Origin of the sequence: Streptomyces sp. NPDC098781, assembly GCF_044759995.1 — a bacterium.
Taxonomy (GTDB): Bacteria; Actinomycetota; Actinomycetes; order Streptomycetales; family Streptomycetaceae; genus Streptomyces.
The window spans coordinates 305,767-331,704 of the sequence record NZ_JBIWAK010000002.1; the positions used below are offsets into that span (position 1 = coordinate 305,767).

A 25,938-nucleotide genomic window follows, 5' to 3' on the forward strand; every position below is an offset into this window, starting at 1 on the left:
GGGCCCTGCGCCGACTACTTGGGGCTGTCGTCCTCCCCGATGTGATGTACCCGGACCAGGTTCGTCGATCCCGACACCCCGGGCGGGGAGCCGGCCGTGATGACGACCGTGTCGCCCTTCTGGCAGCGGCCGTACTTCAGCAGCAGTTCGTCCACCTGCTCGACCATCGCGTCCGTGGAGTCCACGTGCGGGCCGAGGAACGTCTCGACGCCCCAGGTCAGATTCAGCTGCGAGCGGGTCGCCGGTTCGGGGGTGAAGGCCAGCAGTGGGATCGGGGAGCGGTAGCGGGACAGGCGGCGGGCGGTGTCGCCGGACTGGGTGAAGGCGACCAGGAACTTCGCGCCCAGGAAGTCGCCGATCTCGGCCGCCGCGCGGGCCACCGCGCCGCCCTGGGTGCGGGGCTTGTTGCGCTCGGTCAGGGGCGGCAGCCCCTTGGCGAGGATGTCCTCCTCGGCCGCCTCGACGATCTTCGCCATGGTGCGCACGGTCTCGATCGGGTACTTGCCGACGCTGGTCTCGCCGGACAGCATCACCGCGTCGGTGCCGTCGATGACGGCGTTGGCGACGTCCGAGGCCTCCGCCCTGGTCGGTCGGGAGTTGTCGATCATCGAGTCGAGCATCTGGGTGGCGACGATGACCGGCTTGGCGTTGCGCTTGGCGAGCTTGATCGCGCGCTTCTGGACGATCGGGACCTGTTCCAGCGGCATCTCCACGCCCAGGTCACCGCGGGCGACCATGATGCCGTCGAAGGCGGCGACGATGTCGTCGATGGCGTCGACGGCCTGCGGCTTCTCCACCTTGGCGATCACGGGGAGGCGGCGGCCCTCCTCGTCCATGATCCGGTGGACGTCCTCGATGTCGCGGCCGGAGCGGACGAAGGAGAGCGCGATGACGTCGAAGCCGGTGCGCAGCGCCCAGCGGAGGTCCGCCTCGTCCTTCTCCGACAGCGCGGGTACGGACACCGCGACGCCGGGGAGGTTGAGGCCCTTGTTGTCGGAGACCATGCCGCCTTCGACGACGGTGGTGCGGACGTGGGGGCCGTCGACGGAGGTGACCTCCAGGCAGACCTTGCCGTCGTCGACGAGGATGCGTTCGCCGGGGCTGACGTCGGCGGCGAGGCCGGAGTAGGTGGTGCCGCACTGGTGGCGGTCGCCTTCGGCGCCTTCCTCGACGGTGATGGTGAAGGTGTCTCCGCGTTCAAGGAGTACAGGTCCTTCGGTGAAGCGGCCGAGGCGGATCTTCGGGCCTTGAAGGTCGGCGAGGACGCCGACGCTGCGGCCGGTCTCGTCGGAGGCCTTTCGCACGCGCTGGTAGCGCTCCTCGTGGTCGGCGTGGCCGCCGTGGCTGAGGTTGAATCGGGCGACGTCCATTCCCGCGTCGACCAGTGCCTTTATCTGGTCGTACGAGTCGGTGGCGGGGCCCAGGGTGCAGACGATTTTCGCTCGGCGCATGTTTCGACTCTATGACTTACCGGCGGGTAGAGAATTGGTCCGGCATGACCACTCAACAACCTTTGCGTGAAGGGCTATTGACAAGTGTTGAATTGTGCGGAGGGGTGCTCCGATGAGCGTTCGAAGCATCCCCCGTACCGCGTCACCCTTCCTTTGCATTCGTATAGGAATTCGAATTGCCGCGTCGTCAGAGTCGCGGCGGTGTCATCGTGAAGCGCGCGTTGACCTGGGCGTGGACATGCTGACGCTGCGGTTCGAGGTCGAGCGGGGCCGCGGCGGCGTCCTCGGCGGCGCCGTAGGCCATGGAGCGCATTCGGCCGCCGGGGGCCTGCGGATAGGACGGCGGGGCGTTCTCCGCGCCGATGTCGGCGAGCTCGACCAGCGCGGCCAGGGATGCCCCCAGCGCCTCGGCGTACTCCCGGGCGCGCTGCACGGCCTCGCGTACCGCCTGCTGCCGGGCCTCCCGGTGGGCCGGCGAGTCGGGGCGCAGCGCCCACCAGGGGCCGTCGACGCGGGTGAGGTCCAAGTCGGCCAGTCGTGTGGTGAGTTCGCCGAGGGCGGTGAAGTCCGCGAGTACGGCGGTGATGTGGACGCGGCCGTGGTAGGCGTGGACGCGTTCGCCGCGGCCCTTGTCCTTGAGCTCGGGGCTGATGGAGAGGGCGCCGGTCTCCACCCGTTCGACCGCGTCGCCGTAGCTCTTGATGAGGTCGAGGACGGCGGCGTTGCGGCGGGTGAGGTCGTCGAGGGCGGCGCGGCGGTCCTTGCCGCGGGAGGCAACGGTGACGCCTATGCGGGCGATCTCCGGATCGACCTCCAGGTGGGCCTCGCCGCGGACGGCGATGCGCGGGGCGTCGGGGGTGCCGTAGGGGACGGCCGGCTGAAGTTCCTCTGAGGGGGCGGTCATACGTCCCACTCTGTCATCGCTTGCTGGGTTACGGCGCCCTCGGGTCATCAGATCGAAACCTGCGAGGACTGTTCCCACTCGCCATGAGCAGGTCAGAATCTACGCGCGTTGTTGAACCGTGCGCTGTTGACCACTCGCCCAGGAGAAGCACTCATGCCGTTGAACCGCCGGAAGTTCCTGAAGAAGTCCGCCGTGACCGGAGCGGGGGTGGCGATCGCCGGTGCTGCGGCTCCGGCGGCGCAGGCGGCTCAGGTCCCGGCGGCGGCCGGGAAGTGCGAGAAGCGGTACTCGCTGACCGTGATGGGCACGACCGACCTGCACGGGCACGTCTTCAACTGGGACTACTTCAAGGACGCCGAGTACACCGACGCCAAGGGCAACGCGCAGGGTCTGGCTCGGGTGTCGACGCTGGTGAACCGGATCCGTGAGGAGCGGGGCCGCCGCAACACGCTGCTGATCGACGCCGGCGACACGATCCAGGGCACCCCGCTGACGTACTACTACGCCAAGGTCGACCCGATCACCGCCGAGGGCGGCCCGGTGCACCCGATGGCGCAGGCCATGAACGCCATCGGCTTCGACGCGGTGGCGCTGGGCAACCACGAGTTCAACTACGGCATCGAGACGCTGCGCAAGTTCGAGGAGCAGTGCCGCTTCCCGCTGCTGGGTGCGAACGCGCTGGACGCCAAGACGCTGAAGCCCGCCTTCCCGCCCTACTTCATCAAGAAGTTCCGGGTGCCGGGCGCGCCGGCCGTGAAGGTGGCCGTCCTCGGTCTGACCAACCCCGGCATCGCGATCTGGGACAAGGCCTATGTGCAGGGCAAGCTGACCTTCCCCGGTCTGGAGGAGCAGGCGGCGAAGTGGGTGCCCAAGCTGAAGGCGATGGGCGCGGACGTGGTGATCGTCTCGGCGCACTCCGGTTCCTCGGGCAGCTCGTCCTACGGTGACCAGCTGCCGTACATCGAGAACTCGGCGGCGCTGGTGGCGCAGCAGGTGCCGGACATCGACGCGATCCTGGTCGGCCACGCGCACGTGGAGATCCCGGAGCTGAAGGTCACCAACGACAAGACCGGCAGGACGGTCGTGCTGTCGGAGCCGTTGGCCTACGCGGAGCGGCTGTCGCTGTTCGACATCGAGCTGACCTTCGCCAAGGGCCGCTGGTCGGTCGAGAAGGTGGCGGCGTCGGTGCTCAACTCCAACACGGTCGCCGACGACCCGAAGATCACCAAGCTGCTGAAGGACGAGCACGACAAGGTCGTCGCGTACGTCAACCAGGTCGTCGGCACCGCGACGCAGACGCTGACCACGGTCGAGGCCCGCTACCAGGACGCCCCGATCATCGACCTGATCACCAAGGTGCAGGAGGACGTGGTCAAGGCGGCGCTGGCGGGGACCGAGCACGCCTCGCTGCCCGTCATCGCGCAGGCCTCTCCCTTCTCGCGTACCTCGGAGATCCCGGCCGGCGAGGTGACGATCCGGGATCTGTCGAGCCTGTACGTGTACGACAACACGCTGGTCGCGAAGCTGATGACGGGCGCGCAGCTCAAGGCGTACCTGGAGTACTCGGCGGAGTACTTCGTGCAGACCGCCCCCGACGCGGCCGTGGACGTGGAGAAGCTGACGAACGCCGGCAACCGCCCGGACTACAACTACGACTACGTGTCCGGGCTGTCGTACGAGATCGACATCGCGCAGGCGCCGGGGTCCCGGATCAAGAACCTGGCCTACGACGGTGCCCCGCTCGCGGACGACCGGAAGTTCGTGTTCGCGGTGAACAACTACCGGGCCAACGGCGGCGGCGCGTTCCCGCATGTGGCGTCGGCGCAGGAGCTGTGGTCGGAGTCGACGGAGATCCGCACCCGGATCGCGGAGTGGGTGACTGCGAAGGGTGTGCTGGACCCGAAGGACTTCGCGTCGGTGGACTGGAAGCTGACGCGGAACGGTACGCCTGTCTTCTAGGCACGCGTCTTCCAGGCACGACTCTTCCAGGGCACACGTCTTCCAGGGCACGAGCACGGAAGGCCGGTGGCGGCGCCGCCGGCCTTCCGTGTCAGGGCAGGTCAGAGCAGGCCGGAGCAGGTCAGAGCATGCTGGTCACGCTGTTCTGAATGGCCGCCACGTCACCCGCGATCGCGGCCGTGGCCTCGACGCCGGGGGCGATGAAGCCCAGCCAGCGCAGCAGGGCGTTGCGGCGGGGTTCGTCCCGGGTGAGTTCGGCGTCGACCTGTTCGGCGGCGTGGACGAGATCCTCGCCGTCCTCGTACTGGTCCTGGTGGGTGCGCAGTTGCTCCAGCAGCAGCCGTGCTGCGGCGCGCAGTTCGGCGATGGCGGCCTCCCGGTCGGGGTCGGCCGGCGCGGTGGTGCTCGCGGTCGAGCGGTTGACGGCGACCGCGCTGTCGTCGATGCGGATGTCGCCGCCGGCCTGGATGCCACTGTTGTTCGGAACGGTCTCTGACATGACGTCACCTTCCTCGGTTCGCGGGCGGGGCCGCCCCGGGGGCGGCGGCCGACGGCGGTTGTCCGGGGCCGCCCGCCGCCTGGCCGCGCCGGAAGACTCCGGCGACACTGCCGCCGACGCCGACGGCCGAGCCGCTGACGGTGACGTCGCCGCCTGCGTACAGGCCGGAGTTGAAGATGGTGGTCTGTCGCTGCATCAGTTCGTTGGTGTCGATGTTGTGGTCCTCCAGGAACTCCACCAGGGCGTCCAGCACCCGGTGTTCGACCGTCTTCGCGTACAACTCCCGGTCGAGCTGCTGGAAGTAGCGGTAGTAGAGCTGGTCGCTGGCGGCGTCCCGGAGGCTGAAGGACGCTCCGTAGTCGAAGGTGCGGTGGCGGATCTCCAGTGCCTGGCGGCGCTGCTTGCTGCCCTGGTTGAGCGGTGCGAACAGGCCCGCCATGACCGAGACCGGCGATCCGATGAGCAGCAGGGGCGCGCGGAATGCGGCCTGGCTCACCAGGGTCCACCACTGGCGGAAGGTCGGGGATTCGAGGAGTTGGTCCGCGATGCGGTAGCGCTCGCGCACCGGTGCGAGCAGGGAGCTGCTGCCCTCGATGAAAAGCATCTTGCGGTCGGACATCAGCGCGCATCGCAGGAAGAAGGTGACGGCCAGCTCGCCGCTCCAGCCGGTGACGCGGATCGCCAGGTAGGGGCGGGCGCGGCCCTTGCCGTCCTCGCGCAGGGCCCGCAGCAGCTCCGGTGAGACCCGGGCGCTGGGCGGTCCGGCGGGGTCGGGCAGCAGTTCGGCGCGGGTGCGGTCGTCCACCTCGTACAGCAGGTCCTTGCCGTTGACCAGCAGCAGGTTCTCGACATGGACGCCCGGCAGCTTGAGGTCACCGACCCGGGCGGCGAGGTGGTCGTTGAGTTCGTGGACGGTGAAGGGCAGGACGTCCTTGCCTTCTTCGGGGCGCGCGGTGTCGAGTGCGAACGACCAGGTGCTGATGGGCGCGCCGTACCCGACGAAGGGGGCGTACAGCGAAGAGACGACGACGTTGCCCCGGTCGCGCTTCTCGATCTCCGCGATGCGCCGCCGGTTCTCTTCGCCCGTCGGCCGCGGGGCCCGGTCGGGCGCGAAGTTCTCTCGGCTGAGCTGTTTGGCGACCACGCCGTAGTGCACCGAGAGCGATTCGACGGCGACAATGATCCAGGCCGCGAGCCAGCCCAGGACGATCGCCGTGCCGAAGGTGATCGGCAGGGTGATCACCACGATCAGGAGCAGCACGGCGAGGAGGACGTCCCTCACGACCTGACGGCGGCGGGCCGCAAGGGCGTGCCGGAGGACGCAGCCGAGGTCGACGCCGGGCGACGAGGCGACCGCGCGGCGCGGCTCCTCCACGATCTGCTCGACGGCCCGGCGGGCGAACCTGGTGTCGGTGTGCACGGCGGTGCACAGGTACCGGGTGATGTCGGGGGCGAAGCGGGAGCCTGCGGTCGTCAGGGGGGCGTGGGAGGGTGCGGGCGGGGCGGGGACGGTGGACAGGGAAGGGGTCGTCCCTGCCATCGAGCGGACGGCGCGTTCGGTGCCGCAGTGGGCGCAGGTGGTGTAGGTGGGGTCGTTGTCCGCTTGGCAGCGCGGGCACTTGAGGGTGGGAGCGGTCATGGCTGTCTGCCTCCTCTCGGCGTACGGATGGGTGCGATGGGACGGTGCCGTGCCGGTTCCGGGGCGTCGATGGGGGCCGGTCGGATCCGGGGTCGTGCGGGCGGGCCGTGCCGGTCGTGCGTGGTCGTGCCGATACGACGGCGGACGGCTTTCGAGAGCGGCGGTGGAATTCGCGATGCCCTATTTCCGGTGGCATTTCCGGCGGCCGCGCACATGACCTTGCCCATGACCTCGTCCATGGCCTCGCCTATGAGCTCGCCTATGAGCTTCCTTATGGCCGTCGAGATCGTTTGGGCGCGGTCCGTTTCGGCCATTTCGGGGCTCGGAGGCGCGTCGGCGGAAAGTGAACGAGAGACGTGCGGGTGAATTCCGGGATTCGAGGAGGCACCCGGCGCCACCCGTCCGCCCCGAGCGGCCGTACCCATGTGATCGGCGTAGTCCAGCCGCTGCCGGACCGCCCGGGCCGGGTTCCCGCGGCCCGGCGGCACCGGTGATTCGCTTGCTAATCGAATGGAGTGATCTTTCTTCGCCGAACCGAACCCCCGTTGGCACCACATGAATCGGAAGATATCAGCGTGCCCAGGCGGAGGGGAGATGCTTGGGATATTCACGTGGCTCTTTCCGCGCCCTCTTCCATACTTCTTCACTTGAATCGCACAGGCGTCGAAAGCGCTGTGGTCGATGTGACGGGAGGGGCGGTGCACAGGACGACGGACTCTTCTCCTACCGGATGTCGACCAGGGGTGTGAGCACGGGTGCCTGGCGCGCGGAGGGGATCCTGGGTTCCTGCCCCTGGAGGCCGAAGGTGGTGAAGGCCGTACGGGTGGGGAGGGGGTAAGTCTCCTTGCCGGTCAGGGAGTTGAGGATGCCGGCGCTGCGCCAGGCCGCGAGGCCGAGGTCGGGGGTGCCGATGCCGTGGGTGTGGCGTTCGGCGTTCTGGACGTAGACCTGGCAGCCGGCGCCGGTGACGGACGGGTCCATGACCAGGCGGTGCTGGTCGTCGACGCGGGGGCGTTCGCGGCTGTCGCGGCGCAGGTAGGGGTCGAGGCCGGCGAGGATGCGGTCGAGGGAGCGCTCGCGGTAGCCGGTGGCGAGGACCACCGCGTCGGTGGTCATCCGCGAGCGGGTGTTCTGGTGGACGTGCTCCAGGTGGAGTTCGACCTTGGTCGTGGCGACCCGGCCGGCGGTGCGGACCCGCACCCCCGGGGTGAGGACGGTGTCGGGCCAGCCGCCGTGCAGGGTGCGGCGGTAGAGCTCGTCGTGGATGGCGGCCAGGGTGGTGGCGTCGATGCCCTTGTGGAGCTGCCACTGGGAGGCGAGGAGCTTGTCGCGGACCGGTTCGGTGAGGGCGTGGAAGTAGCGGGTGTAGTCGGGGGTGAAGTGCTCCAGGCCGAGCTTGGAGTACTCCATGGGCGCGAAGGCGGCGGTACGGCCGAGCCAGTGGAGCTTCTCGCGGCCGGCGGGGCGCAGGCGCAGCAGGTCCAGGAAGATCTCGGCGCCGGACTGGCCCGAGCCGATGACGGTGATGTGTTCGGCGGCGAGCAGCATCTCGCGGTGTTCGAGGTAGTCCGCGGCGTGGATGACGGGCACGTTCGGCGCCTCGACCAAGGGCCGCAGCGGGTCGGGGACATGGGGCTCGGTGCCGATGCCGAGGACGATGTTCCTGGCGTAAGTGCGGCCGAGGGCCTCGGCCTCCCCGTCGGGGGCGATACGGGTGAAGTCGACCTCGAAGACGTCGCGTTCGGGGTTGAAGCGGACCGCGTCGACCTGGTGGCCGAAGCGCAGTGCGGTGAGGTTCTCGCAGACCCAGCGGCAGTAGGCGTCGTACTCGGCGCGCTGGATGTGGAAGCGCTCGGCGAAGTAGAAGGGGAAGAGGCGGTCGCGGGCTTTGAGGTAGTTGAGGAAGGACCAGGGGCTGGCGGGGTCGGCGAGGGTCACCAGGTCGGCGAGGAAGGGGACTTGGAGGCGGGAGCCGTCGATGAGGAGCCCGGGGTGCCAGGCGAAGGCGGTGCGCTGTTCGTAGAAGACGGCGTCCAGTTCGGCGAGGGGCTGGGCGAGGGCGGCGAGGGAGAGGTTGAAGGGGCCGATGCCGATGCCGACGAGGTCCCGGGGGGTGTCGGGGTGCTGGCGTGGGGGGTCGGTGTGCGGGTCGGCAAGGGGGTTCGACTGGGGGCTCTGCGGGCTCATCCGGGGGTGTTTCCTTCCACCAGTTTCAGGAGGGCGGCCAGGTCGTCCGGGCGTGTGCGGGGGTTGAGGAGGGTCACCTTCAACCACAGGCGCCCGTCTATGCGGGCCCGGCCGAGGACGGCGCGGCCGTCGGTGAGGAGCCGGCGGCGTACGGCGGCGACCGTGTCGTCGGCGGCGTGTGCGGGCCGGAACAGGACCGTGCTGAGGGTGGGCCGGTCGTAGAGCTCGAAGCCGGGGTGGTCGTGGACGAGGGCGGCGAACTCGCGGGCGGTGTCGCAGACTTGCTCGACCAGTAGGCCGAGGCCGGTGCGGCCGAGGGTCTTGAGGGTGACGGCGATCTTCAGGACGTCGGGTCTGCGGCTGGTGCGCAGGGAGCGGCCGAGCAGGTCGGGCAGGCCCGCCTCGGTGTCGTCGTCGGCGTTGAGGTACTCGGCGTGGTGGTGCAGGACGGCGAGATCGCTCGGGTCGCGGACCGCGAGGAGGCCGGCGGCGACCGGCTGCCAGCCGAGTTTGTGCAGATCGAGGGTGACGGTGTCGGCGGCGTCGAGGCCGGTGAGCCTCTCGCGGTAGCGGCCGCTGAGGAGCAGGCCGCCTCCGTAGGCGGCGTCGATGTGCAGCCGGGCGCGGTGGGCCTCGCACAGGGCGGCGATCTCGGGGAGGGGGTCGATGATCCCGGCGTCGGTGGTGCCGGCGGTGGCGGCGACGAGGTGGGGGCCGGGCAGTTCGGTGAGGGCCTCGTCGAGGGCGGCGGGGTCCAGGGCACCGGCCGGCGCGGGGACGACGACGGGTTCGGGCAGGCCGAGCAGCCAGGCGGCGCGGGGCAGCGAGTGGTGGGCGTTGGCACCGTGCACCAGACGGACGCCGGCGCCGTGTGCCTCGCGGGCGAGGAGGAGGGCGAGCTGGTTGGATTCGGTGCCGCCGGTGGTGATCAGGGCGGCGGGGGTGGCGCCGGCCGGGCTCGCCGGGGCGGCGGTCCGGGTGCCGTACACCTCCAGCGCGAACGCCTCGGTCACCAGCCCTTCGAGCTCGGATGCGCCTGGTGCCTGGTCCCAGGAGTCCAGCGACGGGTTCAGGACGCAGACCGCCAGGTCGGCGGCGGTGGCGACGGCGAGCGGCGGGCAGTGGAGGTGGGCGGCGCAGAGGGGGTCCGCGGGGTCGGCGGCGGTGGCCGCGAGGGCGCGGACGAGGGTGTGGAGGGCGTCCGGATCGCCGTCGGCGGGCAGTACGTCGCCTGCCGCCTCCCGCATCCGCGCGGCGACCGCGTCCGGCCCGCCCGCCGGCAGCGGTCCCCCGCGCGCCCGGGCACCCTCGCTCAGCGCGCCGACGACGGTGTCGAGCAACGGCCGCAGGGCGTGGGGACCTTCGGGGCCTGAAGCGAGCGACGGCGACGTGCTCATCGGGGCCTCCCGGACGCTGGGCATGAGGGACTTCCAGCTTGTACGCGGATGCACGGTCGCGCCCGAAAAGCCCAATGATCAGAACCCGAAAGGGGGTATTTCCGTACGGGGAACGCGTGTCGGAGGGCGGGTGTCGAGGGAGCGGAGTAGAGGGGCGGGGAGTAGAGGGGCGGGGGTGCCGGAGCGGAGAAGCGCTTCGGTGCGTACGGCCGCCTCGGCGCCGGCTCAATCCCGCGAGTCCCGGTCCGTACGGTCGTCCCGTTCCCGGCTCAGTCCCGGAAGTCCCCCGAGTGGTCCTCGGCCCAGCGGGCGAACGTGCGGGCGGGGCTGCCGGTGATCCGGTGCACCGTGTCGGTGATCTCCGGGGGCGTGCCGACCGTGGCGGCGAAAGCCTTCAGCAGGGCCGGGATCATGTGCGGCGGGGCGAACGGGAAGAGGTCCGGGCCCACCTGGTTCGGCGGCACCTCGTGGAAGTCCAGGTCGCGGCCGAGAGCCCGCCCGATCGCCTGGACCTGACCGGCGTTGGAGATCGCCTCGGGTCCGGTGAGCCGGTGGACGGCGCTCTCGTGGCCGTCGTCGAGCAGGGCGCGTTCGGCGACGGCGGCGATGTCGTCCTCGTGGATCGGCGCGGCCATCCCCTCGGCGAAGACACCCCGGACGCGGTCGCCGGCCCGGATCTGCGGCGCCCACTGGAGTGCGTTCAGCGCGAAGGCGTTCGGGCGCAGGAAGGTCCACGCGAGGCCGCTGGCGTGGACCTGCCGTTCGGCGGTGGCGTGCATGACGTGGATGGGATGGGTCTCGTCGGCGCCCTCCTGGATGATCCCGGAGGACAAAAGGACGACGTGCCTGACGCCGGCCGAACGGGCCGCCGCCAGCAGGGCCCCGGTCTGCTCGCCGACGGCCTGGACGTACAGGAACAGCCGGGTCGCGCCCTCGAACATGGCGGCGGGCCGCTCGGGGTCGAAGCGGACCACCTCGGCGCCGGCGGGCAGTGCGGCACGCGCCGGGTCACGGGTCAGGGCCCGTACCGGCCGGTCCGCGGCGGCGAGACGTCCGACGAGGGCACGGCCGACGTTGCCGGTGGCGCCGGTCACTGCGATCACGGGTTCCTCCTTGGCGGGTCTGATCGTCCTTCGGACTCCTGCGAGCCTAGGAAGGAGGATCAGCCCACCGCATCGGCCGTGGGACCCAGTGCCGCCCTACATCGCAGGGCCTAGCCCTCCCGCACCCGCAACGCCCGTGCCAGGTCGTCGAGCTGGTCGGCCAGCCTGCGGCGCAGCGCCGGGATCGGTTCGCCGTCGCGCAGGCACTCCTCGCCCAGCCGCAGGTTGTCGGCGTCGACGGCGTACGCCGGGAAGGCGTAGCGGCCGACGGCGTCGGCGATGGCGGGGCCGCGGCGGGCGGCGACGGCGATGGCGTCCTTGTAGAAGCGCGGCACGTACTGCCGTACCAGCTCGGCCTGTTCGGGCTGCCAGAAGCCCCGGGCGGTGGCGCTGAAGAGGTAGTTGGACAGGTCGGTGCTCTCGTCGGTGGCGAACATGGCCTCCCAGGCCCGCGCCTTGGCCGCCTCGTCGGGCAGGGCGGCCCGGCAGCGCGCGGCGCCCTCCTGGCCGGTGGCGCTCGGGTCGCGCTCCAGCTCGGCGGCGACGGCGGCCTCGTCGACGGCGCCGAGCACCGCGAGCCGGCCCAGGACCCGCCAGCGCAGCTCGGGGTCGAGCTCGGGTCCGCCGGGCACGGTGCCGTCGGCGAGCCAGGCGGCGATCGTGTCCGGGTGGGCGGCGGCGTCGATGAAGTGGCGCACGGCGATCAGGCGCAGGCCGGGGTTGTCGCCGTCCTCGGTGCGGCGGATCAGGTCGCGGCACAGGGCGGAGAGGGTGGCCAGGGCGGCGGGCCGCTCCTCGGGGCTGAGGTAGCGGTCGGCGACCTGGGTGGTGGCGAAGGCGAGGACGCCCTGGACGACGGCGAGGTCCCGCTCGCGCGGCAGGTGGGCGCGGGCGGCCTCCAGATAGGCGGTGGCGGCCAGTTCGCCGTCGCGGACGGCGTCCCGCAGCGCGTTCCAGACGACCGCGCGGGTGAGCGGGTCGGGCAGGCCGGACAGGCTCGCGAGGACGGTCTCGAAGGACTCGGCGTCGAAGCGGACCTTGGCGTAGGTCAGGTCGCCGTCGTTGAGCAGCAGCAGGGCGGGGCGCTTGCCGACGGGCTGCGGGGCGGCCTGCGGGATGTCGAGGTCGAGGCGTTCGCGCAGGGCGAGTTGGCCCTCGTTGTCGCCGTGGTCCCGGGTGTACAGGCCGACGCGGACGCGGTGCGGGCGGCTGCCGGTGCGGTCGACGGTGAGGGTGTACGTGCCGTTGTCGCCGCGGGTGACGGCCGGGGTGAGGGTGTCGACGCCGGTGGTGCGCAGCCAGCTGTCGGCCCAGGCGTGCACGTCGCGCTCGGTGTTGGCGGCGAGGGAGTCGATGAAGTCGGCGAGGGTGGCGTTGGCGAACTTGTGCCGGGCGAAGTGGGTGTTGATGCCGGCGAGGAAGTCCTTCTCGCCGAGCCAGGTCACGAGCTGGCGCAGCGCGGAGGCGCCCTTGGCGTAGGAGATGCCGTCGAAGTTGAGCATGGCCGAGGCGGTGTCGTCGACGGCCTCGGGGGCCACGGGGTGGGTGGAGGGCCGCTGGTCGGCGTCGTAGCCCCAGGACTTGCGGGCGACGCCGAAGTCGACCCAGGTGTCGGTGAAGCGGGTCGCCTCGGCGCAGATCTGGTAGCCCATGTACTCGGCGAAGGACTCGTTCAGCCAGATGTCGTCCCACCAGCGCAGGGTGACGAGGTCGCCGAACCACATGTGGGCCATCTCGTGGGCGATGACCATGGCGCGGGTCTGCCGCTCGTTGTCGGTGACGGCGGAGCGGTAGACGAACTCGTCGCGGAAGGTGACGAGGCCGGGGTTCTCCATGGCGCCGGCGTTGAACTCGGGCACGAAGGCCTGGTCGTAGGAGTCGAAGGGGTAGGGCTCGTCGAACTTCTCGTGGAAGCGGTCGAAGCACTGCCGGGTGACCTGGAGGAGTTCGTCGGCGTCCGCGTCCAGGTGGGGGGCGAGGGAGCGGCGGCAGTGGATGCCGAAGGGCAGGCCGCGGTGCTCGGTGCGCACCGAGTGCCAGGGGCCGGCGGCGAGGGCGACGAGGTAGGTGGAGATCGGCGGGGTGGCCGCGGCCTGCCAGCGGCCGTCGCCGAGGTGCTCGGTGATGCCGTTGGCGAGGACGGTCCAGCCCTCGGGGGCGGTGACGGACAGCTCGAAGACGGCTTTGAGGTCGGGCTGGTCGAAGGCGCCGAAGACGCGCTGGACGTCCTCCATGAACAGCTGGGTGTAGACGTACGTCTCGCCGTCGGTGGGGTCGGTGAAGCGGTGCATGCCCTCGCCGGTGCGGGAGTAGCGCATGGCCGCGTCGAAGCGCAGGACGTGCTCACCCGCGGTGAGGTCGTTCAGGGGCAGTCTGTTCCCGTCCAGGGTCCGCGGGTCCAGGGGCTGGTCGTCCAGCGTGACGGAGCGCAACTCGGCCGGCTTGATCTCGACGAACGTGTCCGCGTCGGCGTGTGCCGTGAACGCGATGACGGTGCGGGAGTCGAAGGTCTCGTGCCCGGTCGTCAGATCGAGTTCGATCGTGTAGCGATGGACGTCGAGGAGCTGGGCACGGGTCTGCGCTTCGTCGCGCGTGAGTACGGACATGCAGGACATGCTGCCTGATGGCGCCGACATGGCACAGGGCCGGATCACTACGTGCGCTTTGTCCGGTTCCTCGTCGTCCGGTTCCCCGTCGCCGGTCTTCCGCCGGTCTGCCGCCGCTCCGTCGCCGTTCTGTCCGGTTCCCGACGTCCGCGGCGGCGGGCGCCGGGTGCGGCCCGGCTCAGGTCAGGTCCTTGGCCGAGGTCGCGGCGGGGCTGTCGCGCTGGGGCGGGACCCGGGTGCCGGGGTGGGGCAGGGCGGGGCGCGACGGGGGTTCCGGGGCGTCGGCGTGCCCCTTGACCAGGGCACGTAACTCCCGGACCTCCGCCTCCAGGGCGCGGTGGCGCTGGTAGGCGTCGTACAGGTAGCGGACCTTGGTGCGCAGCGCCCAGGGGTCGGTGGGCTTCATGACCAGGTCGGCGACGCCGAGGCCGAAGGCGGTGGCCGTCAGCTCGTGGTCGGCGCCGAAGCCGGTGAGCAGGATGACCGGTATGTTCTGGGTCTGCTCGACGCGCCGCATGTAGCGCACCACGTCCAGCCCGCTGACGCCGGGCATCCGGACGTCCAGGAGCAGCAGGCCGACCTGGCCGCGGAGCACTTGCTTGAGTGCCTCGTCACCGCTGGTGGCGCGGGCGAGCCGGTAGCCCAGCGGAGCCAGGGTGCTCTCCAGGGCGTACAGCGTTTCCTCGTGGTCGTCGACGATGAGGATCTTGGCATCCGACGGCATGGCCCGACGTCCCTCCCGCGTGGACATACAGAGTATGTCCGGGCGCTGACGGGGAGTGCTTGTCAGTTGGCTTGGAGTGCACAGCGCAGCATGCCCCTCGCGGGCCGTGGTGTCACTCCCCCGGGAGGGCCGGTGGGCGTCAGTTCGCCGTGGGCGCAGCGTCGTTGACCGTGTCCTCGGCGATGCTCTCGTGGTGCCGGATCACCTCGGCGATGATGAAGTTGAGGAACTTCTCGGCGAAGGCCGGATCCAGCTTGGCGTTCTCGGCGAGGGTGCGCAGCCGGGCGATCTGGCGGGCCTCGCGGTCGGGGTCGGCGGGCGGCAGCTGGTGGCGGGCCTTGAGGTGGCCGACCTGCTGGGTGCACTTGAAGCGTTCGGCGAGCATGTGGACGACGGCCGCGTCGATGTTGTCGATGCTGTCGCGCAGCCGGGCGAGCTCCTCGCGGACCGCGGGGTCGACGTCGCCCGGGGACATGTTGCTGGTCATAGGGGGTCAGCCTACGGGGCCGTCATGCCCGGTCGTCCGTTCGATCCTGGGCGGGTCCTCGGGGTCGGGCACCCGGTCGCTCCAGCCGCCGGGCACGGCGCGGCCCTGCTGGGCGCGGAAGCGGACCGGCGCGATGCCGACACGGCGGGTGAACAGGCGGGAGAAGTAGGCGGGGTCGTCGTAGCCGACACGGCGGGCGACGGCGGCGACGGGGAGCTCGGTTGCGGCGAGGAGTTCCTTGGCGCGGCCCAGGCGGATGCCGAGCAGATAGTCCTTGGGGCTGCATCCGGCACCGCGCCGCACGGCGGTGCGTAGTTCGGCGGGGGTCATGCCGTGCCGGGCGGCGTGGTCGGCGACCGTCAGCGGCAGACAGGCGTCGCGGGCGAGGGCCTTGAGGACGAGGTCGCCGTCCGGGGTGAGGTCGGCGCGGGCGCGGCGCAGGGCGACGAGGAGTTCGTGGACGGCGGCGCCGGTCTCGACCTCCAGGAGGGGGTTGTCGCGGCGGGCGGCGCGGGCCGTGCGGCCGATGACGGCACGCGGTCCGGAGGCGTCGGAGAGCGGCACGACGGGGCGGTCGGGCTCGATGTAGCCGAGGTCGGTGTACGAGGCGGTGGCGGGGCCGGTGAAGTCCACGAAGCCTTCGTCCCAGCCGGTTCCGGGGTCGGGCGCGTAGTGGTGCGGGACACCGGGGGTGAGCCACAGCAGGGCGGGTGCGGTGACGGTCGTACGGCGGCCGCCGGGGTCGGCGTACCATCCGCCGCCGGCGCTGATCACGACGGCCACATGGTGGTCGAGGACCCTGGGCCCGACGGTGGGCAGGGCGCCGTACTGGAGGCCGACGCCGAGGCAGACCAGGCCGAGGCGGTGGTGGGCGGGGCCGGGGGTGAAGAAGCGCATCCAGGTGCGGTACATCCGGCAGCCTCCGTCCCGCTTCCCTTCCGCGTCCTTCGGTCCAAGCAGCGCCGATCTTTGTCCATGGACCCCGGACCGCGCCAGGGGCGAGGGTGGGGCGTATGAGCGAGTTCAGGGTGGGGGACGAGGACTTCCTGCTGGACGGGCGGCCGGTGCGGCTGCTGTCCGGCGCGCTGCACTACTTCCGGGTGCACGAGGCGCAGTGGGGGCACCGGCTGGCGATGCTGCGGGCGATGGGCCTCAACTGCGTGGAGATGTACGTGCCGTGGAACCTGCACGAGCCGGCGCCGGGCCGGGTCCGGGACGTGGCGGCGCTCGGCCGGTTCCTGGACGCGGCCCGGGAGGCGGGGCTGTGGGCGATCGTGCGTCCGGGGCCGTACATCTGCGCCGAGTGGGAGAACGGCGGGCTGCCGTACTGGCTGACGGCCGAGGTGGGCGCACGCGCGCGTACCCGTGACGAGCGCTATGTGGAGCATGTGGCGAGCTGGTTCGGGCGGCTGCTGCCCGAGATCGTGCCCCGGCAGATCGACCGCGGCGGACCGGTGCTGATGGTGCAGGTCGAGAACGAGTACGGCAGCTACGGCTCGGACGCCGGGTATCTGCGCCGCCTGGCCGGCCTGCTGCGCCAACTCGGCGTCACGGTCCCGCTGTTCACCTCGGACGGCCCGGAGGACCACATGCTCTCCGGCGGCTCGGTGCCGGGCGTCCTGGCGACGGTGAACTTCGGCTCGCACGCGCGCGAGGCGTTCGAGACCCTGCGCCGGCACCGCCCCGAAGGGCCGCTGATGTGCATGGAGTTCTGGTGCGGCTGGTTCGACCACTGGGGCGGCGAGCACGCGGTACGGGAGCCCGGGGACGCGGCGGCGGCCCTGCGGGAGATCCTGGAGTGCGGGGCCTCGGTCAATCTGTACATGGCGCACGGCGGCACGAGCTTCGCCGGCTGGGCGGGCGCCAACCGGGGCGGCGGCGCGCTGCACGACGGTCCGCTGGAGCCCGATGTGACGTCGTACGACTACGACGCCCCGGTCGACGAGTACGGCCGCCCCACGGAGAAGTTCTGGGCCTTCCGCGAGGTCCTCGCCGAGTACGCCTACGGTCCGCTGCCCGAAGTCCCGCCCGCGCCCGCGCCGTTGGGCGAGCGGGCCGAGGTGGCCCTGACCGCGTGGACGGCCCTGGACGACGTACTGGAGGCGCTGGGCGGCCCGGAGTCGTCCGGTCCCGTGCCGCCGACCTTCGAGGAACTGGGCGTCGAGCGGGGCCTGGTGCGGTACGAGGTGACGGTGCCGGGGCCGAGGGAGCCGTATGCGCTGACGGTGCGCGGGCTGCGGGACCTCGCGGTGGTGTACGTCGACGGGGAGCGGGCCGGGGTGCTGTCCGAGGACGAGGCGTGCCTCAAGGAGCCCGTCGCCGGGCACGCGCGCGTGCGGCTGTGGGTGGAGTCGCTGGGGCGGGTCAACTACGGGCCGCGGCTGGGCGAGCCCAAGGGGATCACCGGGGGCGTGCTGCACGAGCGGCAGTATCTGCACGGCGTACGCGCGCGTGGGCTGCGGCTGGAGGCGCTGGACGACGGCGAGCGGGTCCGGGCGGTGCCCTCCCGCGAGCTGCCCGGGGACGGGGCCCCGGGGCTGTACCGGGGCACGGTCACGGTGCGGGGCGTCGGGGACGCGCGCCTGGAGCTGCCGGGCTGGACCCGCGGGTTCGTATGGGTGGGCGGCTTCGGTCTCGGCCGCTACTGGTCGGCCGGCCCCCAGCGTTCGCTGTACGTCCCCGGGCCCGTGCTGCGCGAGGGCCGCAACGAGGTGTGGGTGCTGGAGCTGGAGGGGACGGCCCGGCGGGGTTCCGGCGAGGCCGGTGCCCCGGTGCTCCGGGCCGTCTGACGCACCTGCGCGCGCCGGTCGCCTACAGGGCGGACGCCGCTCGGGCGATGTCCTTGGCGAAGTGGCTGACCTCGGTGTAGATGCCGGGCACACCGGTGCGGGCGCAGCCGTCGCCCCAGCTGACGATGCCGACCTGGATCCACTTACCGGCATCGTCCTTGCGGAACATGGGGCCACCGGAGTCGCCCTGGCAGGTGTCGATGCCGCCGCTCTGCCAGCCGGCGCACAGTTCCTCCTTCGACACCAGCCGGTTCCCGTAGTGCCGCTTGCAGACGCGGTCGGCGACGAAGGGAACGGTGGCCTTACGGAGCTTGGTCGTGCCCGTGTTGGCCCCCTCCTCCATGTCGCCCCACCCGGCGATGGTGAACGTGCCGCGGTTGTACTGGTCCGTGGTGGCGATCTTCAGCGTCGGCTTGTCGATGGGCCGGGCGAGCTTGATGAGCGCCCAGTCCTTGCCGCTGCCCTCGTAGCCCGGCGCCACCTTGACCTTCTTGGACTTGACCTTGATCGCCGCGGACGAGTTGAGGTCGTTGACGCCCGCGGTGACGGTGATGCTGGTGTTGTTGCCGGACCCCTCCATGCAGTGGGCCGCGGTCAGCACGACGTCCTTCTTGTAGAGCGCCCCTCCGCAGCCCATGGACAGATGGACCATGAACGGGAACTCGTTCTGCGCGGCGGTCGTCCCACCGACGATGCGGGTGGACGCGGCCTGCGCACTGACCGGCTGGAGGGAGGCCACCGCGAGCGCGACGGCGCCGACCGCCGCGGCTCTCCTGGCCAGGGTGATGCCGTTTCTCCGGGATATGTGATGGCTCAACATTCGTCCTTTCGTGGGGGGTTGAGCGACCCCGGAGTATGAAGATCGAACGGCGTGCATGACAAGGACGGATCTCACGTCCCGGGCAGGGAACCCCACCAGGGAAAAACCCCTCACATCCCCGTAGAGTGGAATCGGGTTCACGGCGTCTTGGGGGTATGGGCGTGGCGAACGGCGGACCGGTCCAGCACGGCTTCCCGCACCTGGAGACGGTGCGGGCCTCGATCACCGCGCTCTACAGACGGCTGTCCTACGACACCGTCCAGACCTTCGCGACCAGCGTGGCGCCGGCCGACGTGGCCTTCTGCGACACGGACGATCTCCATCTGGGCGCGCAGCGGGTGGCCCATGAGCTGGTACGGCACTACCGGCTGCCGGACGCCCGGATGATCGTCAGCTTCCGGGAGATGTCCCATGCGGCGAACGTCGAACTCGCCGCCGGACCGGAGTACTTCATCGAGCTGAACGACCGCTTCCGCACCCATCGCCGGGACATCGGCGCGGCCCTCGCGCACGAGGTGATGCATGTGTATCTGCACCGCCTCGGACTGTCCTTCCCGGGCACGCGCGACAACGAGATCCTCACGGACACGGCGACGACGTATCTGGGCGCGGGCTGGCTGCTCCTCGACGCCTACCGGGAGGACTCGGCGTCCTCGCAGAAGCTGGGCTATCTGACGCCGGAGGAGTTCGGGTACGTCCTCGCCAAGCGGGCGCTGGTCTTCGCCGAGGACCCGTCGGTGTGGTTCACCAGCCCCCAGGCCTACACGGCGTACGGGAAGGGCATGGCGGAGGCCCGCCGCGACGAACAGCAGCCCCCGCTGACGGCGGCGGGCTGGGCGGGTCGGCGCCGCTACGCCCGCGACCGGCGGCATGCGCAGGAGCAGCACGGGGCCGGGCCCCAGCCGGGGGTGCCGTATGCGTTCACGCCGGACGCCCGGGGGCCGTTGCGGGTGTCGTTTCCGTGTCCTACGTGTCAGCAGCTGATTCGGGTGTCGGTGCGGGGGCGCGTCCGCGCGCGCTGCGGGTTGTGCCGGACCGTGTTGGAGTGCGACACGTGAGTGCCTGTTGGGGTGGCATTTGATGTTGTCGGGCGGGCGGGGGTTTGTTGTGGCTGGTCGGGCGGTTCTCCGCGCCCGAGAAGGCCACCCGGGCTAAGCCCCGTACACCGGCCCCGGCGCCTGCGCTTCTCCCAACAGCTTCCGAGCGGTCTCCCCCGCCTCCTCCGGCGTCCACCGCGCTCCCTTGTCCGCCGTCGGCCCCGACCGCCACCCCTCCATCACCGTGATCCGGCCGCCCTCCGCCTCGAAGACCCGGCCCGTCACTCCCTCGCTCGCGGCCGAGCCCAGCCAGACGACCAGCGGGGAGACGTTCTCCGGAGCCATGGCGTCGAAGCCGGAGTCGGGGGCCGTCATCGTCTGCGCGAACGTGCGTTCCGTCATGCGGGTGCGGGCCGCCGGGGCGATCGCGTTGACCTGGACGCCGTAGCGGGCCAGTTCGGCCGCCGCGACCAGGGTGAGCCCGATGATCCCGGCCTTCGCGGCGCTGTAGTTCCCCTGCCCGAGGGAGCCCAACAGCCCCGCTCCGCTGCTGGTGTTGACGACCCGCGCGAGGGGTGCACGGCCCGCCTTGGCCTGCGTCCGCCAGTACGCCGCCGCGTGCCTGAGGGGCAGGAAGTGGCCCTTGAGATGGACGCGTACGACAGCGTCCCAGTCGTCCTCGTCGAGGTTGACCAGCATCCGGTCGCGCAGGAACCCGGCGTTGCTGACGAGCGTGTCGAGCCGGCCGTACGTCTGCACCGCGGCCGCCACCAGGGAGGCGGCGCCGGCACCGGTCGCCACGTCGCCGCCGTGCGCGACGGCCTCACCGCCGGCCGCGCGGATCTCGTCGACCACCTGCCGGGCCGGGCTGTCCGCGGCCGGGGTGCCGTCGAGCCCGACGCCGAGGTCGTTGACGACGACCTTCGCCCCCTCGGCCGCGAACGCGAGCGCGTGCGCGCGCCCGAGCCCGCGGCCCGCCCCGGTGACGACGACGACCCGTCCTTCACACATGCGGCTCATGTCATGCCTCCTTGTTGACCGTCGCGGCGTCCAGGAACGCGGGCCGCTCACCCCCGCCGTGCACGAGCAGGCTCGCCCCGCTGATGTACGCGGCGGCGTCCGAGGCGAGGAAGACGGCGGCCGCGCCGATGTCGGCCGGTTCGGCGAGGCGGCCGAGCGGGACGGTCCGGGAGACGCCCGCGATGCCGTCCTCGCCGCCGTAGTGGAGGTGGGCCAGTTCGGTGCGGACCATGCCGACGACCAGCGTGTTGACCCTGACCCGCGGCGCCCACTCGACCGCCATCGAGCGGGCCAGGCTCTCCAGGCCGGCCTTGGCCGCCCCGTACGCCGCCGACCCGGGTGACGGCCGGCCCCCGCTGACGCTGCCGATCATCACCACCGAGCCCCGCACACGCTCCAACTGTTCGTGGGCGGCCAGGGACGCCGTCAGCGGGGCCACGAGGTTCAGCTCGATCACGCGCGCGTGCCGCTCCGCATCCGCGTCCGTCAACCGCCGGTACGGTGTGCCACCCGCGTTGTTGACGAGGACGTCCACCCGGGGCAGGGCCGCGAAGAAGGCCCGTACCGCGTCCGGATCGCGCAGGTCGAGCGGCCTGAACTCGGCCCCGGCGAGGGGGACTTCGGGCGGTCGGCGGGCACAGGTCACGACCGTGGCGCCGGCCTCGGCGAACGCCCTCGCCACCCCGGCGCCGACGCCCCGCGTACCCCCCGTGACGACAACTACCTTTCCGTCCAGCCCCATTCGCGGCTACCCTCCACCTAACAAATGTTTGGTGGAAAGGTAGCTGATGCGGCCATGGGTGTCTCCACCTCGTCCCCGGAAAAGGGGTCCGAGCAGACGGGAATCGCCGTCGTCACGGTCGACTTCCCCCCGGTGAACGCCCTGCCGGTGGCCGGCTGGTTCGCCCTGGCCGACGCGGTGCGGGCGGCGGGCCGCGATCCGCTGGTCCGCTGCGTCGTACTCATGGCGGAGGGGCGCGGCTTCAACGCGGGCGTGGACATCAAGGAGTTGCAGCGGGACGGGAACAGCGCGCTGATCGGCGTCAACCACGCCTGCGCGGACGCCTTCGCCGCGGTCTACGACTGCGAGGTCCCGGTCGTCGCGGCGGTGCACGGCTTCTGCCTGGGCGGCGGCATCGGCCTGGTGGGCAACGCGGACGCGATCGTGGCGAGCGAGGACGCCACCTTCGGGCTGCCGGAGCTGGACCGGGGTGCACTGGGCGCGGCCACCCATCTGGCCCGGCTGGTCCCCCAGCACCTGATGCGCGCCCTGTACTACACCTCGCGCACGGCGACCGCGGCCGAGCTGCACACGCACGGCTCGGTGTGGCGGGTCGTGCCGCGCGGTGAACTGCGCACTGCCGCGCTGGAGTTGGCGCGGGAGATCGCCGCGAAGGACGGGCAGCTGCTGCGTCTGGCGAAGGCCGCGATCAACGGCATCGACCCGGTCGACGTCCGCCGCGGCTACCGCTTCGAGCAGGGCTTCACCTTCGAGGCGGGCCTGAGCGGAGTGGCCGACCGGGTCAGGGACGGGTTCGGGAGAGATTCGCAGAGGACGGTGACCGAGTGAGCGACAAGACGACGACCGCGGACCAGGCCGTGTCCCGGCTGCACAGCGGCATGACCCTCGGCATCGGCGGCTGGGGCTCGCGCCGCAAACCGATGGCCCTGATACGGGCGCTGCTGCGCTCCGACGTCACCGACCTCACCGTCGTCTCGTACGGCGGCCCCGACGTCGGCATGCTGGCCGCCGCCGGACGCATCCGGAAGCTGGTCACCGCCTTCGTCACCCTCGACTCCATCCCGCTGGAACCGCACTACCGCGCGGCCCGCGAGCGCGGCGCCTTCGAGCTGATGGAGATCGACGAGGCGATGTTCATGTGGGGGCTGCACGCCGCCGCCCACCGGCTGCCGTTCCTGCCGGTGCGCGCGGGGATCGGTTCGGACGTCATGCGGGTCAACCCGGGTCTGCGCACGGTGACATCGCCGTACGACGACGCGGAGACGTTCGTCGCGATGCCGGCCCTGCGTCTCGACGCGGCCCTGGTGCACGTCAGCCGGGCCGACCAACAGGGCAACGGCCGCTATCTGGGGCCCGACCCGTACTTCGACGACCTGTTCTGCGAGGCCGCCGACACGGCCTATGTCTCGTGCGAACGGATCGTCGACACGGCCGAGTTGACGAAGGAGGCGCCCCCGCAGTCGCTGCTGATCAAGCGGCACACGGTGACGGGTGTCGTCGAGGCCCCGAACGGCGCCCACTTCACGTCCTGCGCCCCCGACTACGGCCGGGACGAGGCCTTCCAGAAGACGTACGCCACCACGCCCTGGCCGGAGTTCGCGGAGCGGTATCTCGGCGGGGACGAGCAGAGGTACCAAGCGGCTCTCGGGGAGGGCTCATGACGGAGGTCACCCGCGCCGAGTACTGCGTGATCGCCTGCGCCGAGGCCTGGCGGGACAACGGGGAGGTGCTGGCGAGCCCGATGGGCCTGATCCCGTCCGCCGGCGCCCGGCTCGCGCGCCGCACCTTCTCGCCGGACCTGCTGCTGACCGACGGCGAGGCGATGCTCGTCACTCCGGACGGCACGGTGGAGGGCTGGCTGCCGTACCGGCAGCACCTCGCCCTGGTCACCGGCGGCCGACGGCACGTGATGATGGGCGCGAGCCAGATCGACCGGTACGGCAACCAGAACATCTCCTGCATCGGCGACTGGGCGAAGCCGAAGCGCCAGCTGCTCGGGGTGCGCGGAGCGCCGGTCAACACGCTGAACAACCCCACCAGTTACTGGATCCCGAAGCACTCCCGGCGGGTCTTCGTCGAGAAGGTCGACATGGTGTGCGGCGTCGGATACGACCACGCGGGCGACGCCCGCTACCACCGCATTCCACGCGTCGTCTCCGACCTCGGGGTCTTCGACTTCGCCACCCCCGACCACACGATGCGCCTGCTCTCGCTGCACCCCGGCGTCACCCTGGACCAGGTGAAGGAGGCAACGGCTTTCGAGCTGACCGTCCCGGCCGAGGTGCCGCAGACCCGGCCCCCCACCGCGGAAGAACTCCGCCTCATCCGCGAGGTGATCGACCCGGACAACACCCGCGCCCGGGAGGTCGCCGCATGATGCCGACCCCCCTGACCCGCCTGGTCGGCGTCCGCCACCCGATCGTCCAGACGGGAATGGGCTGGGTGGCGGGCCCACGGCTGGTCTCGGCGACGGCGAACGCCGGGGCGCTGGGCATTCTGGCCTCCGCGACGATGACGGTCGACCGGCTGCGGGAGGCCGTACGGGAGGTCAAGTCCCGTACGGACGCGCCGTTCGGGGTGAACCTGCGGGCGGACGCCTCGGACGCCGGTGACCGGGTGGGCGTCCTGATCGCCGAGGGCGTGCGGGTCGCCTCCTTCGCCCTCGCGCCGTCCCGTGAGCTGATGGCCGAGCTCACGGACGCGGGCGTGGTCGTCATCCCCTCGGTCGGCGCCCGGCGGCACGCCGAGAAGGTCGCCGCCTGGGGCGCGGACGCGGTGCTGGTGCAGGGCGGGGAGGGCGGCGGGCACACCGGCGAGGTGGCGACGACGGTGCTGCTGCCGCAGGTGGTCGACGCCGTGGAGATACCGGTGGTGGCGGCGGGCGGCTTCTTCGACGGACGGGGACTGGTCGCGGCGCTGGCCTACGGAGCGGCCGGCATCGCCATGGGCACGCGGTTCCTGCTCACCTCGGACTCGACGGTGCCGGACGCGGTGAAGGCGCGGTATCTGGCGGCGACGGTCAAGGACGTCACGGTCACGACAGCGGTGGACGGGCTGCCCCACCGCATGCTGCGCACGGACCTGGTCGACGCCCTGGAGCGCTCCGGCCGGGCGAGGGCCCTCCTCCAGGCGATCCGCAGAGCGGCGGGCTACCGCGGACTGTCCGGCACGACCTGGCGCCGGATGGTCCAGGACGGCCGCGCGCTCCGCCACGGCAAGGACCTGACCTGGAGCCAGGTCCTGCTCGCCGCCAACACCCCGATGCTGCTGAAGGCGTCCATGGTGGACGGCCGTACGGATCTGGGGGTGATGGCGTCCGGGCAGGTCGCCGGGGTGATCGACGACCTGCCGTCGTGCGCGGAGCTGGTGGAACGGATCATGAAGGAGGCCGAGGACACCTGCCGGCGCCTCACAGCCTCTCGATGATCGTCACATTGGCCTGTCCCCCGCCCTCGCACATCGTCTGGAGCCCGAACCGGCCGCCCGTACGCTCCAGTTCGTGCAGCAGGGTCGTCATCAGCCGCACTCCGGTCGCGCCCAGCGGATGGCCCAGCGCGATCGCGCCGCCGTTGACATTGACCTTCTCCGGATCCGCGCCGGTCTCCTTCAGCCAGGCCAGGACGACCGGCGCGAACGCCTCGTTGATCTCCACGAGGTCGATGTCGTCGATCGACAGTCCGGTCTTCTTCAGGGCGTGGGCGGTGGCGGGAATGGGGGCGGTGAGCATGCGGATGGGATCCTCACCGCGCACCGAGAGGTGGTGCACCCGGGCCCGGGGCGTGAGCCCATGCTCGCGTACTGCCCGCTCCGAGGCCAGCAGCATCGCCGCCGCGCCGTCGGAGACCTGAGAGGAACAGGCCGCCGTGACCGTGCCGCCGTCGATGACCGGCTTCAGCCCGGCCATCTTCTCCAGCGAGGTGTCCCGGCGCGGCCCCTCGTCCACGGCGACCGGCCCGTAGGGCACGACCTCCCGCTCGAAGCGCCCCTCGTCAACGGCCCGCAGCGCCCGCCGGTGCGAGCGCAGCGCGAACTCCTCCTGGTCCCGCCGGCTGATCCCCCACTTGGCGGCGATCATCTCGGCGCCGACGAACTGGTTGACCGCCTTGTCCCCGTACCGCGCCCGCCACCCCTCGCTGCCCGCGAAGGGCCCCGCGGTGAGCCCCAGCGGCTCGGCGGCCTGCCGGGTGGCGAAGGCGATCGGGATCATCGACATGTTCTGCACCCCACCGGCGACCACGAGGTCCTGGGTGCCCGACAGCACGCCCTGCGCGGCGAAGTGCACAGCCTGCTGCGAGGACCCGCACTGCCGGTCCACGGTCACCCCCGGCACCTCCTCGGGAAGCCCCGCCGCCAGCCAGCAGGTCCGCGCGATGTCCCCGGCCTGCGGCCCGACCGCGTCGAGACAGCCGAAGACGACGTCCTCCACGGCCACCGGGTCCACACCGCCCCGCGAGACGAGTTCCTTGAGCACATGCGCGCCCAGGTCGGCCGGATGGACCTTGCTGAGCCCTCCTCCGCGCCGCCCGACGGGCGTACGGACCGCTTCGACTATGTAGGCCTCGGCCATGGCAACT

The 25,938-nt window shown here is 71.5% G+C and carries 22 protein-coding genes; 7 read left to right on the plus strand and 15 right to left on the minus strand.

The features are described from left to right. Positions 1 to 14: 14 nt before the first annotated feature. A complete protein-coding gene (pyk, locus tag ACIQWG_RS07470; protein WP_404091572.1) occupies positions 15 to 1,451 on the minus strand; it encodes a pyruvate kinase in 1,437 nt (478 codons plus the stop codon). A gap of 187 nt (positions 1,452 to 1,638) precedes the next feature. Further along, positions 1,639 to 2,355, minus strand: coding sequence for an SIMPL domain-containing protein (locus ACIQWG_RS07475; protein ID WP_404091573.1), 717 nt, complete (start codon positions 2,353 to 2,355; stop codon positions 1,639 to 1,641). A 153-nt stretch (positions 2,356 to 2,508) separates the two neighbouring features. On the opposite strand from ACIQWG_RS07475, the gene ACIQWG_RS07480 reads away from it, so the two are divergent. Beyond that, positions 2,509 to 4,314 carry a bifunctional metallophosphatase/5'-nucleotidase gene (locus tag ACIQWG_RS07480; RefSeq protein ID WP_404091576.1) on the plus strand — a complete coding sequence of 602 codons (1,806 nt, stop codon included), beginning with the start codon at positions 2,509 to 2,511 and terminating at the stop codon, positions 4,312 to 4,314. A 121-nt stretch (positions 4,315 to 4,435) separates the two neighbouring features. On the opposite strand, the gene ACIQWG_RS07485 is transcribed toward ACIQWG_RS07480, so the two are convergent. The 9 genes from ACIQWG_RS07485 to ACIQWG_RS07525 form a co-directional block, all read right to left on the minus strand. Beyond that, positions 4,436 to 4,813: a hypothetical protein gene (locus ACIQWG_RS07485; protein ID WP_404091578.1), complete on the minus strand. Its 378-nt coding sequence runs from the start codon at positions 4,811 to 4,813 to the stop codon at positions 4,436 to 4,438. A 4-nt stretch (positions 4,814 to 4,817) separates the two neighbouring features. Then, positions 4,818 to 6,452 (minus strand): zinc ribbon domain-containing protein, encoded by a 1,635-nt coding sequence (locus ACIQWG_RS07490; RefSeq protein ID WP_404091581.1) that lies wholly within the window; start codon positions 6,450 to 6,452, stop codon positions 4,818 to 4,820. Between the two features lie 723 nt (positions 6,453 to 7,175). Then, the gene (locus ACIQWG_RS07495; RefSeq protein ID WP_404091584.1) at positions 7,176 to 8,639 is read right to left on the minus strand and encodes a lysine N(6)-hydroxylase/L-ornithine N(5)-oxygenase family protein; all 1,464 of its coding nucleotides are present in this window, start codon (positions 8,637 to 8,639) and stop codon (positions 7,176 to 7,178) included. Continuing rightward, positions 8,636 to 10,036, minus strand: coding sequence for a pyridoxal phosphate-dependent decarboxylase family protein (locus ACIQWG_RS07500; RefSeq protein ID WP_404091587.1), 1,401 nt, complete (start codon positions 10,034 to 10,036; stop codon positions 8,636 to 8,638). The genes ACIQWG_RS07495 and ACIQWG_RS07500 overlap by 4 nt, the downstream gene beginning before the upstream one ends. Positions 10,037 to 10,305: 269 nt before the next feature. Continuing rightward, the gene (locus tag ACIQWG_RS07505) at positions 10,306 to 11,139 is read right to left on the minus strand and encodes an NAD(P)H-binding protein (protein WP_404091590.1); all 834 of its coding nucleotides are present in this window, start codon (positions 11,137 to 11,139) and stop codon (positions 10,306 to 10,308) included. Between the two features lie 110 nt (positions 11,140 to 11,249). Continuing rightward, the gene (gene pepN, locus ACIQWG_RS07510; protein ID WP_404091591.1) at positions 11,250 to 13,745 is read right to left on the minus strand and encodes an aminopeptidase N; all 2,496 of its coding nucleotides are present in this window, start codon (positions 13,743 to 13,745) and stop codon (positions 11,250 to 11,252) included. A gap of 178 nt (positions 13,746 to 13,923) precedes the next feature. Beyond that, complete coding sequence (locus tag ACIQWG_RS07515) at positions 13,924 to 14,469, minus strand: two-component system response regulator (protein WP_404091594.1); 546 nt, start codon at positions 14,467 to 14,469, stop codon at positions 13,924 to 13,926. Between the two features lie 139 nt (positions 14,470 to 14,608). Beyond that, positions 14,609 to 14,956, minus strand: a complete 348-nt coding sequence (locus ACIQWG_RS07520) for a chorismate mutase (RefSeq protein ID WP_404091597.1) — start codon at positions 14,954 to 14,956, stop codon at positions 14,609 to 14,611. Positions 14,957 to 14,962: 6 nt separating this feature from the next. After that, positions 14,963 to 15,868, minus strand: a complete 906-nt coding sequence (locus ACIQWG_RS07525; protein ID WP_404091599.1) for a helix-turn-helix domain-containing protein — start codon at positions 15,866 to 15,868, stop codon at positions 14,963 to 14,965. 101 nt (positions 15,869 to 15,969) lie between these two features. On the opposite strand from ACIQWG_RS07525, the gene ACIQWG_RS07530 reads away from it, so the two are divergent. Then, positions 15,970 to 17,745 carry a beta-galactosidase family protein gene (locus ACIQWG_RS07530; RefSeq protein ID WP_404091602.1) on the plus strand — a complete coding sequence of 592 codons (1,776 nt, stop codon included), beginning with the start codon at positions 15,970 to 15,972 and terminating at the stop codon, positions 17,743 to 17,745. 22 nt (positions 17,746 to 17,767) lie between these two features. Here the strand turns inward: ACIQWG_RS07530 and ACIQWG_RS07535 are convergent, their stop codons facing one another. Continuing rightward, a complete protein-coding gene (locus ACIQWG_RS07535; RefSeq protein ID WP_404091604.1) occupies positions 17,768 to 18,565 on the minus strand; it encodes a S1 family peptidase in 798 nt (265 codons plus the stop codon). Positions 18,566 to 18,726: 161 nt separating this feature from the next. Here ACIQWG_RS07535 and ACIQWG_RS07540 point away from each other — a divergent pair, with 161 nt between their 5' ends. Continuing rightward, positions 18,727 to 19,623: a hypothetical protein gene (locus tag ACIQWG_RS07540; RefSeq protein WP_404093483.1), complete on the plus strand. Its 897-nt coding sequence runs from the start codon at positions 18,727 to 18,729 to the stop codon at positions 19,621 to 19,623. A 93-nt stretch (positions 19,624 to 19,716) separates the two neighbouring features. Here ACIQWG_RS07540 and ACIQWG_RS07545 read toward each other — a convergent pair whose 3' ends face one another. Both ACIQWG_RS07545 and ACIQWG_RS07550 read right to left on the minus strand, forming a co-directional pair. Continuing rightward, the gene (locus ACIQWG_RS07545; RefSeq protein WP_404091607.1) at positions 19,717 to 20,622 is read right to left on the minus strand and encodes an SDR family oxidoreductase; all 906 of its coding nucleotides are present in this window, start codon (positions 20,620 to 20,622) and stop codon (positions 19,717 to 19,719) included. Between the two features lies 1 nt (position 20,623). Continuing rightward, complete coding sequence (locus tag ACIQWG_RS07550) at positions 20,624 to 21,364, minus strand: SDR family oxidoreductase (protein WP_404091610.1); 741 nt, start codon at positions 21,362 to 21,364, stop codon at positions 20,624 to 20,626. Positions 21,365 to 21,418: 54 nt separating this feature from the next. Here ACIQWG_RS07550 and ACIQWG_RS07555 point away from each other — a divergent pair, with 54 nt between their 5' ends. From ACIQWG_RS07555 to ACIQWG_RS07570, 4 genes are read left to right on the plus strand one after another with little or no spacing between them, the layout of a single operon-like run. Continuing rightward, positions 21,419 to 22,192 carry an enoyl-CoA hydratase family protein gene (locus ACIQWG_RS07555; RefSeq protein ID WP_404091612.1) on the plus strand — a complete coding sequence of 258 codons (774 nt, stop codon included), beginning with the start codon at positions 21,419 to 21,421 and terminating at the stop codon, positions 22,190 to 22,192. Then, a complete protein-coding gene (locus ACIQWG_RS07560) occupies positions 22,189 to 23,025 on the plus strand; it encodes a CoA transferase subunit A (protein WP_404091615.1) in 837 nt (278 codons plus the stop codon). The genes ACIQWG_RS07555 and ACIQWG_RS07560 overlap by 4 nt, the downstream gene beginning before the upstream one ends. Next, positions 23,022 to 23,741, plus strand: a complete 720-nt coding sequence (locus ACIQWG_RS07565) for a CoA-transferase subunit beta (protein WP_404091618.1) — start codon at positions 23,022 to 23,024, stop codon at positions 23,739 to 23,741. The genes ACIQWG_RS07560 and ACIQWG_RS07565 overlap by 4 nt, the downstream gene beginning before the upstream one ends. After that, on the plus strand, positions 23,741 to 24,790 hold the full coding sequence (locus tag ACIQWG_RS07570; protein WP_404093486.1) for an NAD(P)H-dependent flavin oxidoreductase: 1,050 nt from the start codon (positions 23,741 to 23,743) through the stop codon (positions 24,788 to 24,790). The genes ACIQWG_RS07565 and ACIQWG_RS07570 overlap by 1 nt, the downstream gene beginning before the upstream one ends. Here the strand turns inward: ACIQWG_RS07570 and ACIQWG_RS07575 are convergent. Beyond that, the gene (locus ACIQWG_RS07575) at positions 24,774 to 25,931 is read right to left on the minus strand and encodes an acetyl-CoA C-acetyltransferase (RefSeq protein ID WP_404091621.1); all 1,158 of its coding nucleotides are present in this window, start codon (positions 25,929 to 25,931) and stop codon (positions 24,774 to 24,776) included. The genes ACIQWG_RS07570 and ACIQWG_RS07575 overlap by 17 nt on opposite strands. Between the last annotated feature and the right edge of the window lie 7 nt (positions 25,932 to 25,938).

Excerpts from the sequence above, each read along its gene's own strand:
- pyk (WP_404091572.1), bottom strand. The coding sequence starts at position 1,451 with ATGCGCCGAGCGAAAATCGTCTGCACCCTGGGCCCCGCCACCGACTCG.
- ACIQWG_RS07475 (WP_404091573.1), bottom strand. The coding sequence starts at position 2,355 with ATGACCGCCCCCTCAGAGGAACTTCAGCCGGCCGTCCCCTACGGCACC.
- ACIQWG_RS07480 (WP_404091576.1), top strand. The coding sequence starts at position 2,509 with ATGCCGTTGAACCGCCGGAAGTTCCTGAAGAAGTCCGCCGTGACCGGA.
- ACIQWG_RS07485 (WP_404091578.1), bottom strand. The coding sequence starts at position 4,813 with ATGTCAGAGACCGTTCCGAACAACAGTGGCATCCAGGCCGGCGGCGAC.
- ACIQWG_RS07490 (WP_404091581.1), bottom strand. The coding sequence starts at position 6,452 with ATGACCGCTCCCACCCTCAAGTGCCCGCGCTGCCAAGCGGACAACGAC.
- ACIQWG_RS07495 (WP_404091584.1), bottom strand. The coding sequence starts at position 8,639 with ATGAGCCCGCAGAGCCCCCAGTCGAACCCCCTTGCCGACCCGCACACC.
- ACIQWG_RS07500 (WP_404091587.1), bottom strand. The coding sequence starts at position 10,036 with ATGAGCACGTCGCCGTCGCTCGCTTCAGGCCCCGAAGGTCCCCACGCC.
- pepN (WP_404091591.1), bottom strand. The coding sequence starts at position 13,745 with ATGTCCGTACTCACGCGCGACGAAGCGCAGACCCGTGCCCAGCTCCTC.
- ACIQWG_RS07515 (WP_404091594.1), bottom strand. The coding sequence starts at position 14,469 with ATGCCGTCGGATGCCAAGATCCTCATCGTCGACGACCACGAGGAAACG.
- ACIQWG_RS07520 (WP_404091597.1), bottom strand. The coding sequence starts at position 14,956 with ATGACCAGCAACATGTCCCCGGGCGACGTCGACCCCGCGGTCCGCGAG.
- ACIQWG_RS07525 (WP_404091599.1), bottom strand. The coding sequence starts at position 15,868 with ATGTACCGCACCTGGATGCGCTTCTTCACCCCCGGCCCCGCCCACCAC.
- ACIQWG_RS07530 (WP_404091602.1), top strand. The coding sequence starts at position 15,970 with ATGAGCGAGTTCAGGGTGGGGGACGAGGACTTCCTGCTGGACGGGCGG.
- ACIQWG_RS07535 (WP_404091604.1), bottom strand. The coding sequence starts at position 18,565 with ATGTTGAGCCATCACATATCCCGGAGAAACGGCATCACCCTGGCCAGG.
- ACIQWG_RS07545 (WP_404091607.1), bottom strand. The coding sequence starts at position 20,622 with ATGAGCCGCATGTGTGAAGGACGGGTCGTCGTCGTCACCGGGGCGGGC.
- ACIQWG_RS07550 (WP_404091610.1), bottom strand. The coding sequence starts at position 21,364 with ATGGGGCTGGACGGAAAGGTAGTTGTCGTCACGGGGGGTACGCGGGGC.
- ACIQWG_RS07555 (WP_404091612.1), top strand. The coding sequence starts at position 21,419 with ATGGGTGTCTCCACCTCGTCCCCGGAAAAGGGGTCCGAGCAGACGGGA.
- ACIQWG_RS07565 (WP_404091618.1), top strand. The coding sequence starts at position 23,022 with ATGACGGAGGTCACCCGCGCCGAGTACTGCGTGATCGCCTGCGCCGAG.
- ACIQWG_RS07570 (WP_404093486.1), top strand. The coding sequence starts at position 23,741 with ATGCCGACCCCCCTGACCCGCCTGGTCGGCGTCCGCCACCCGATCGTC.
- ACIQWG_RS07575 (WP_404091621.1), bottom strand. The coding sequence starts at position 25,931 with ATGGCCGAGGCCTACATAGTCGAAGCGGTCCGTACGCCCGTCGGGCGG.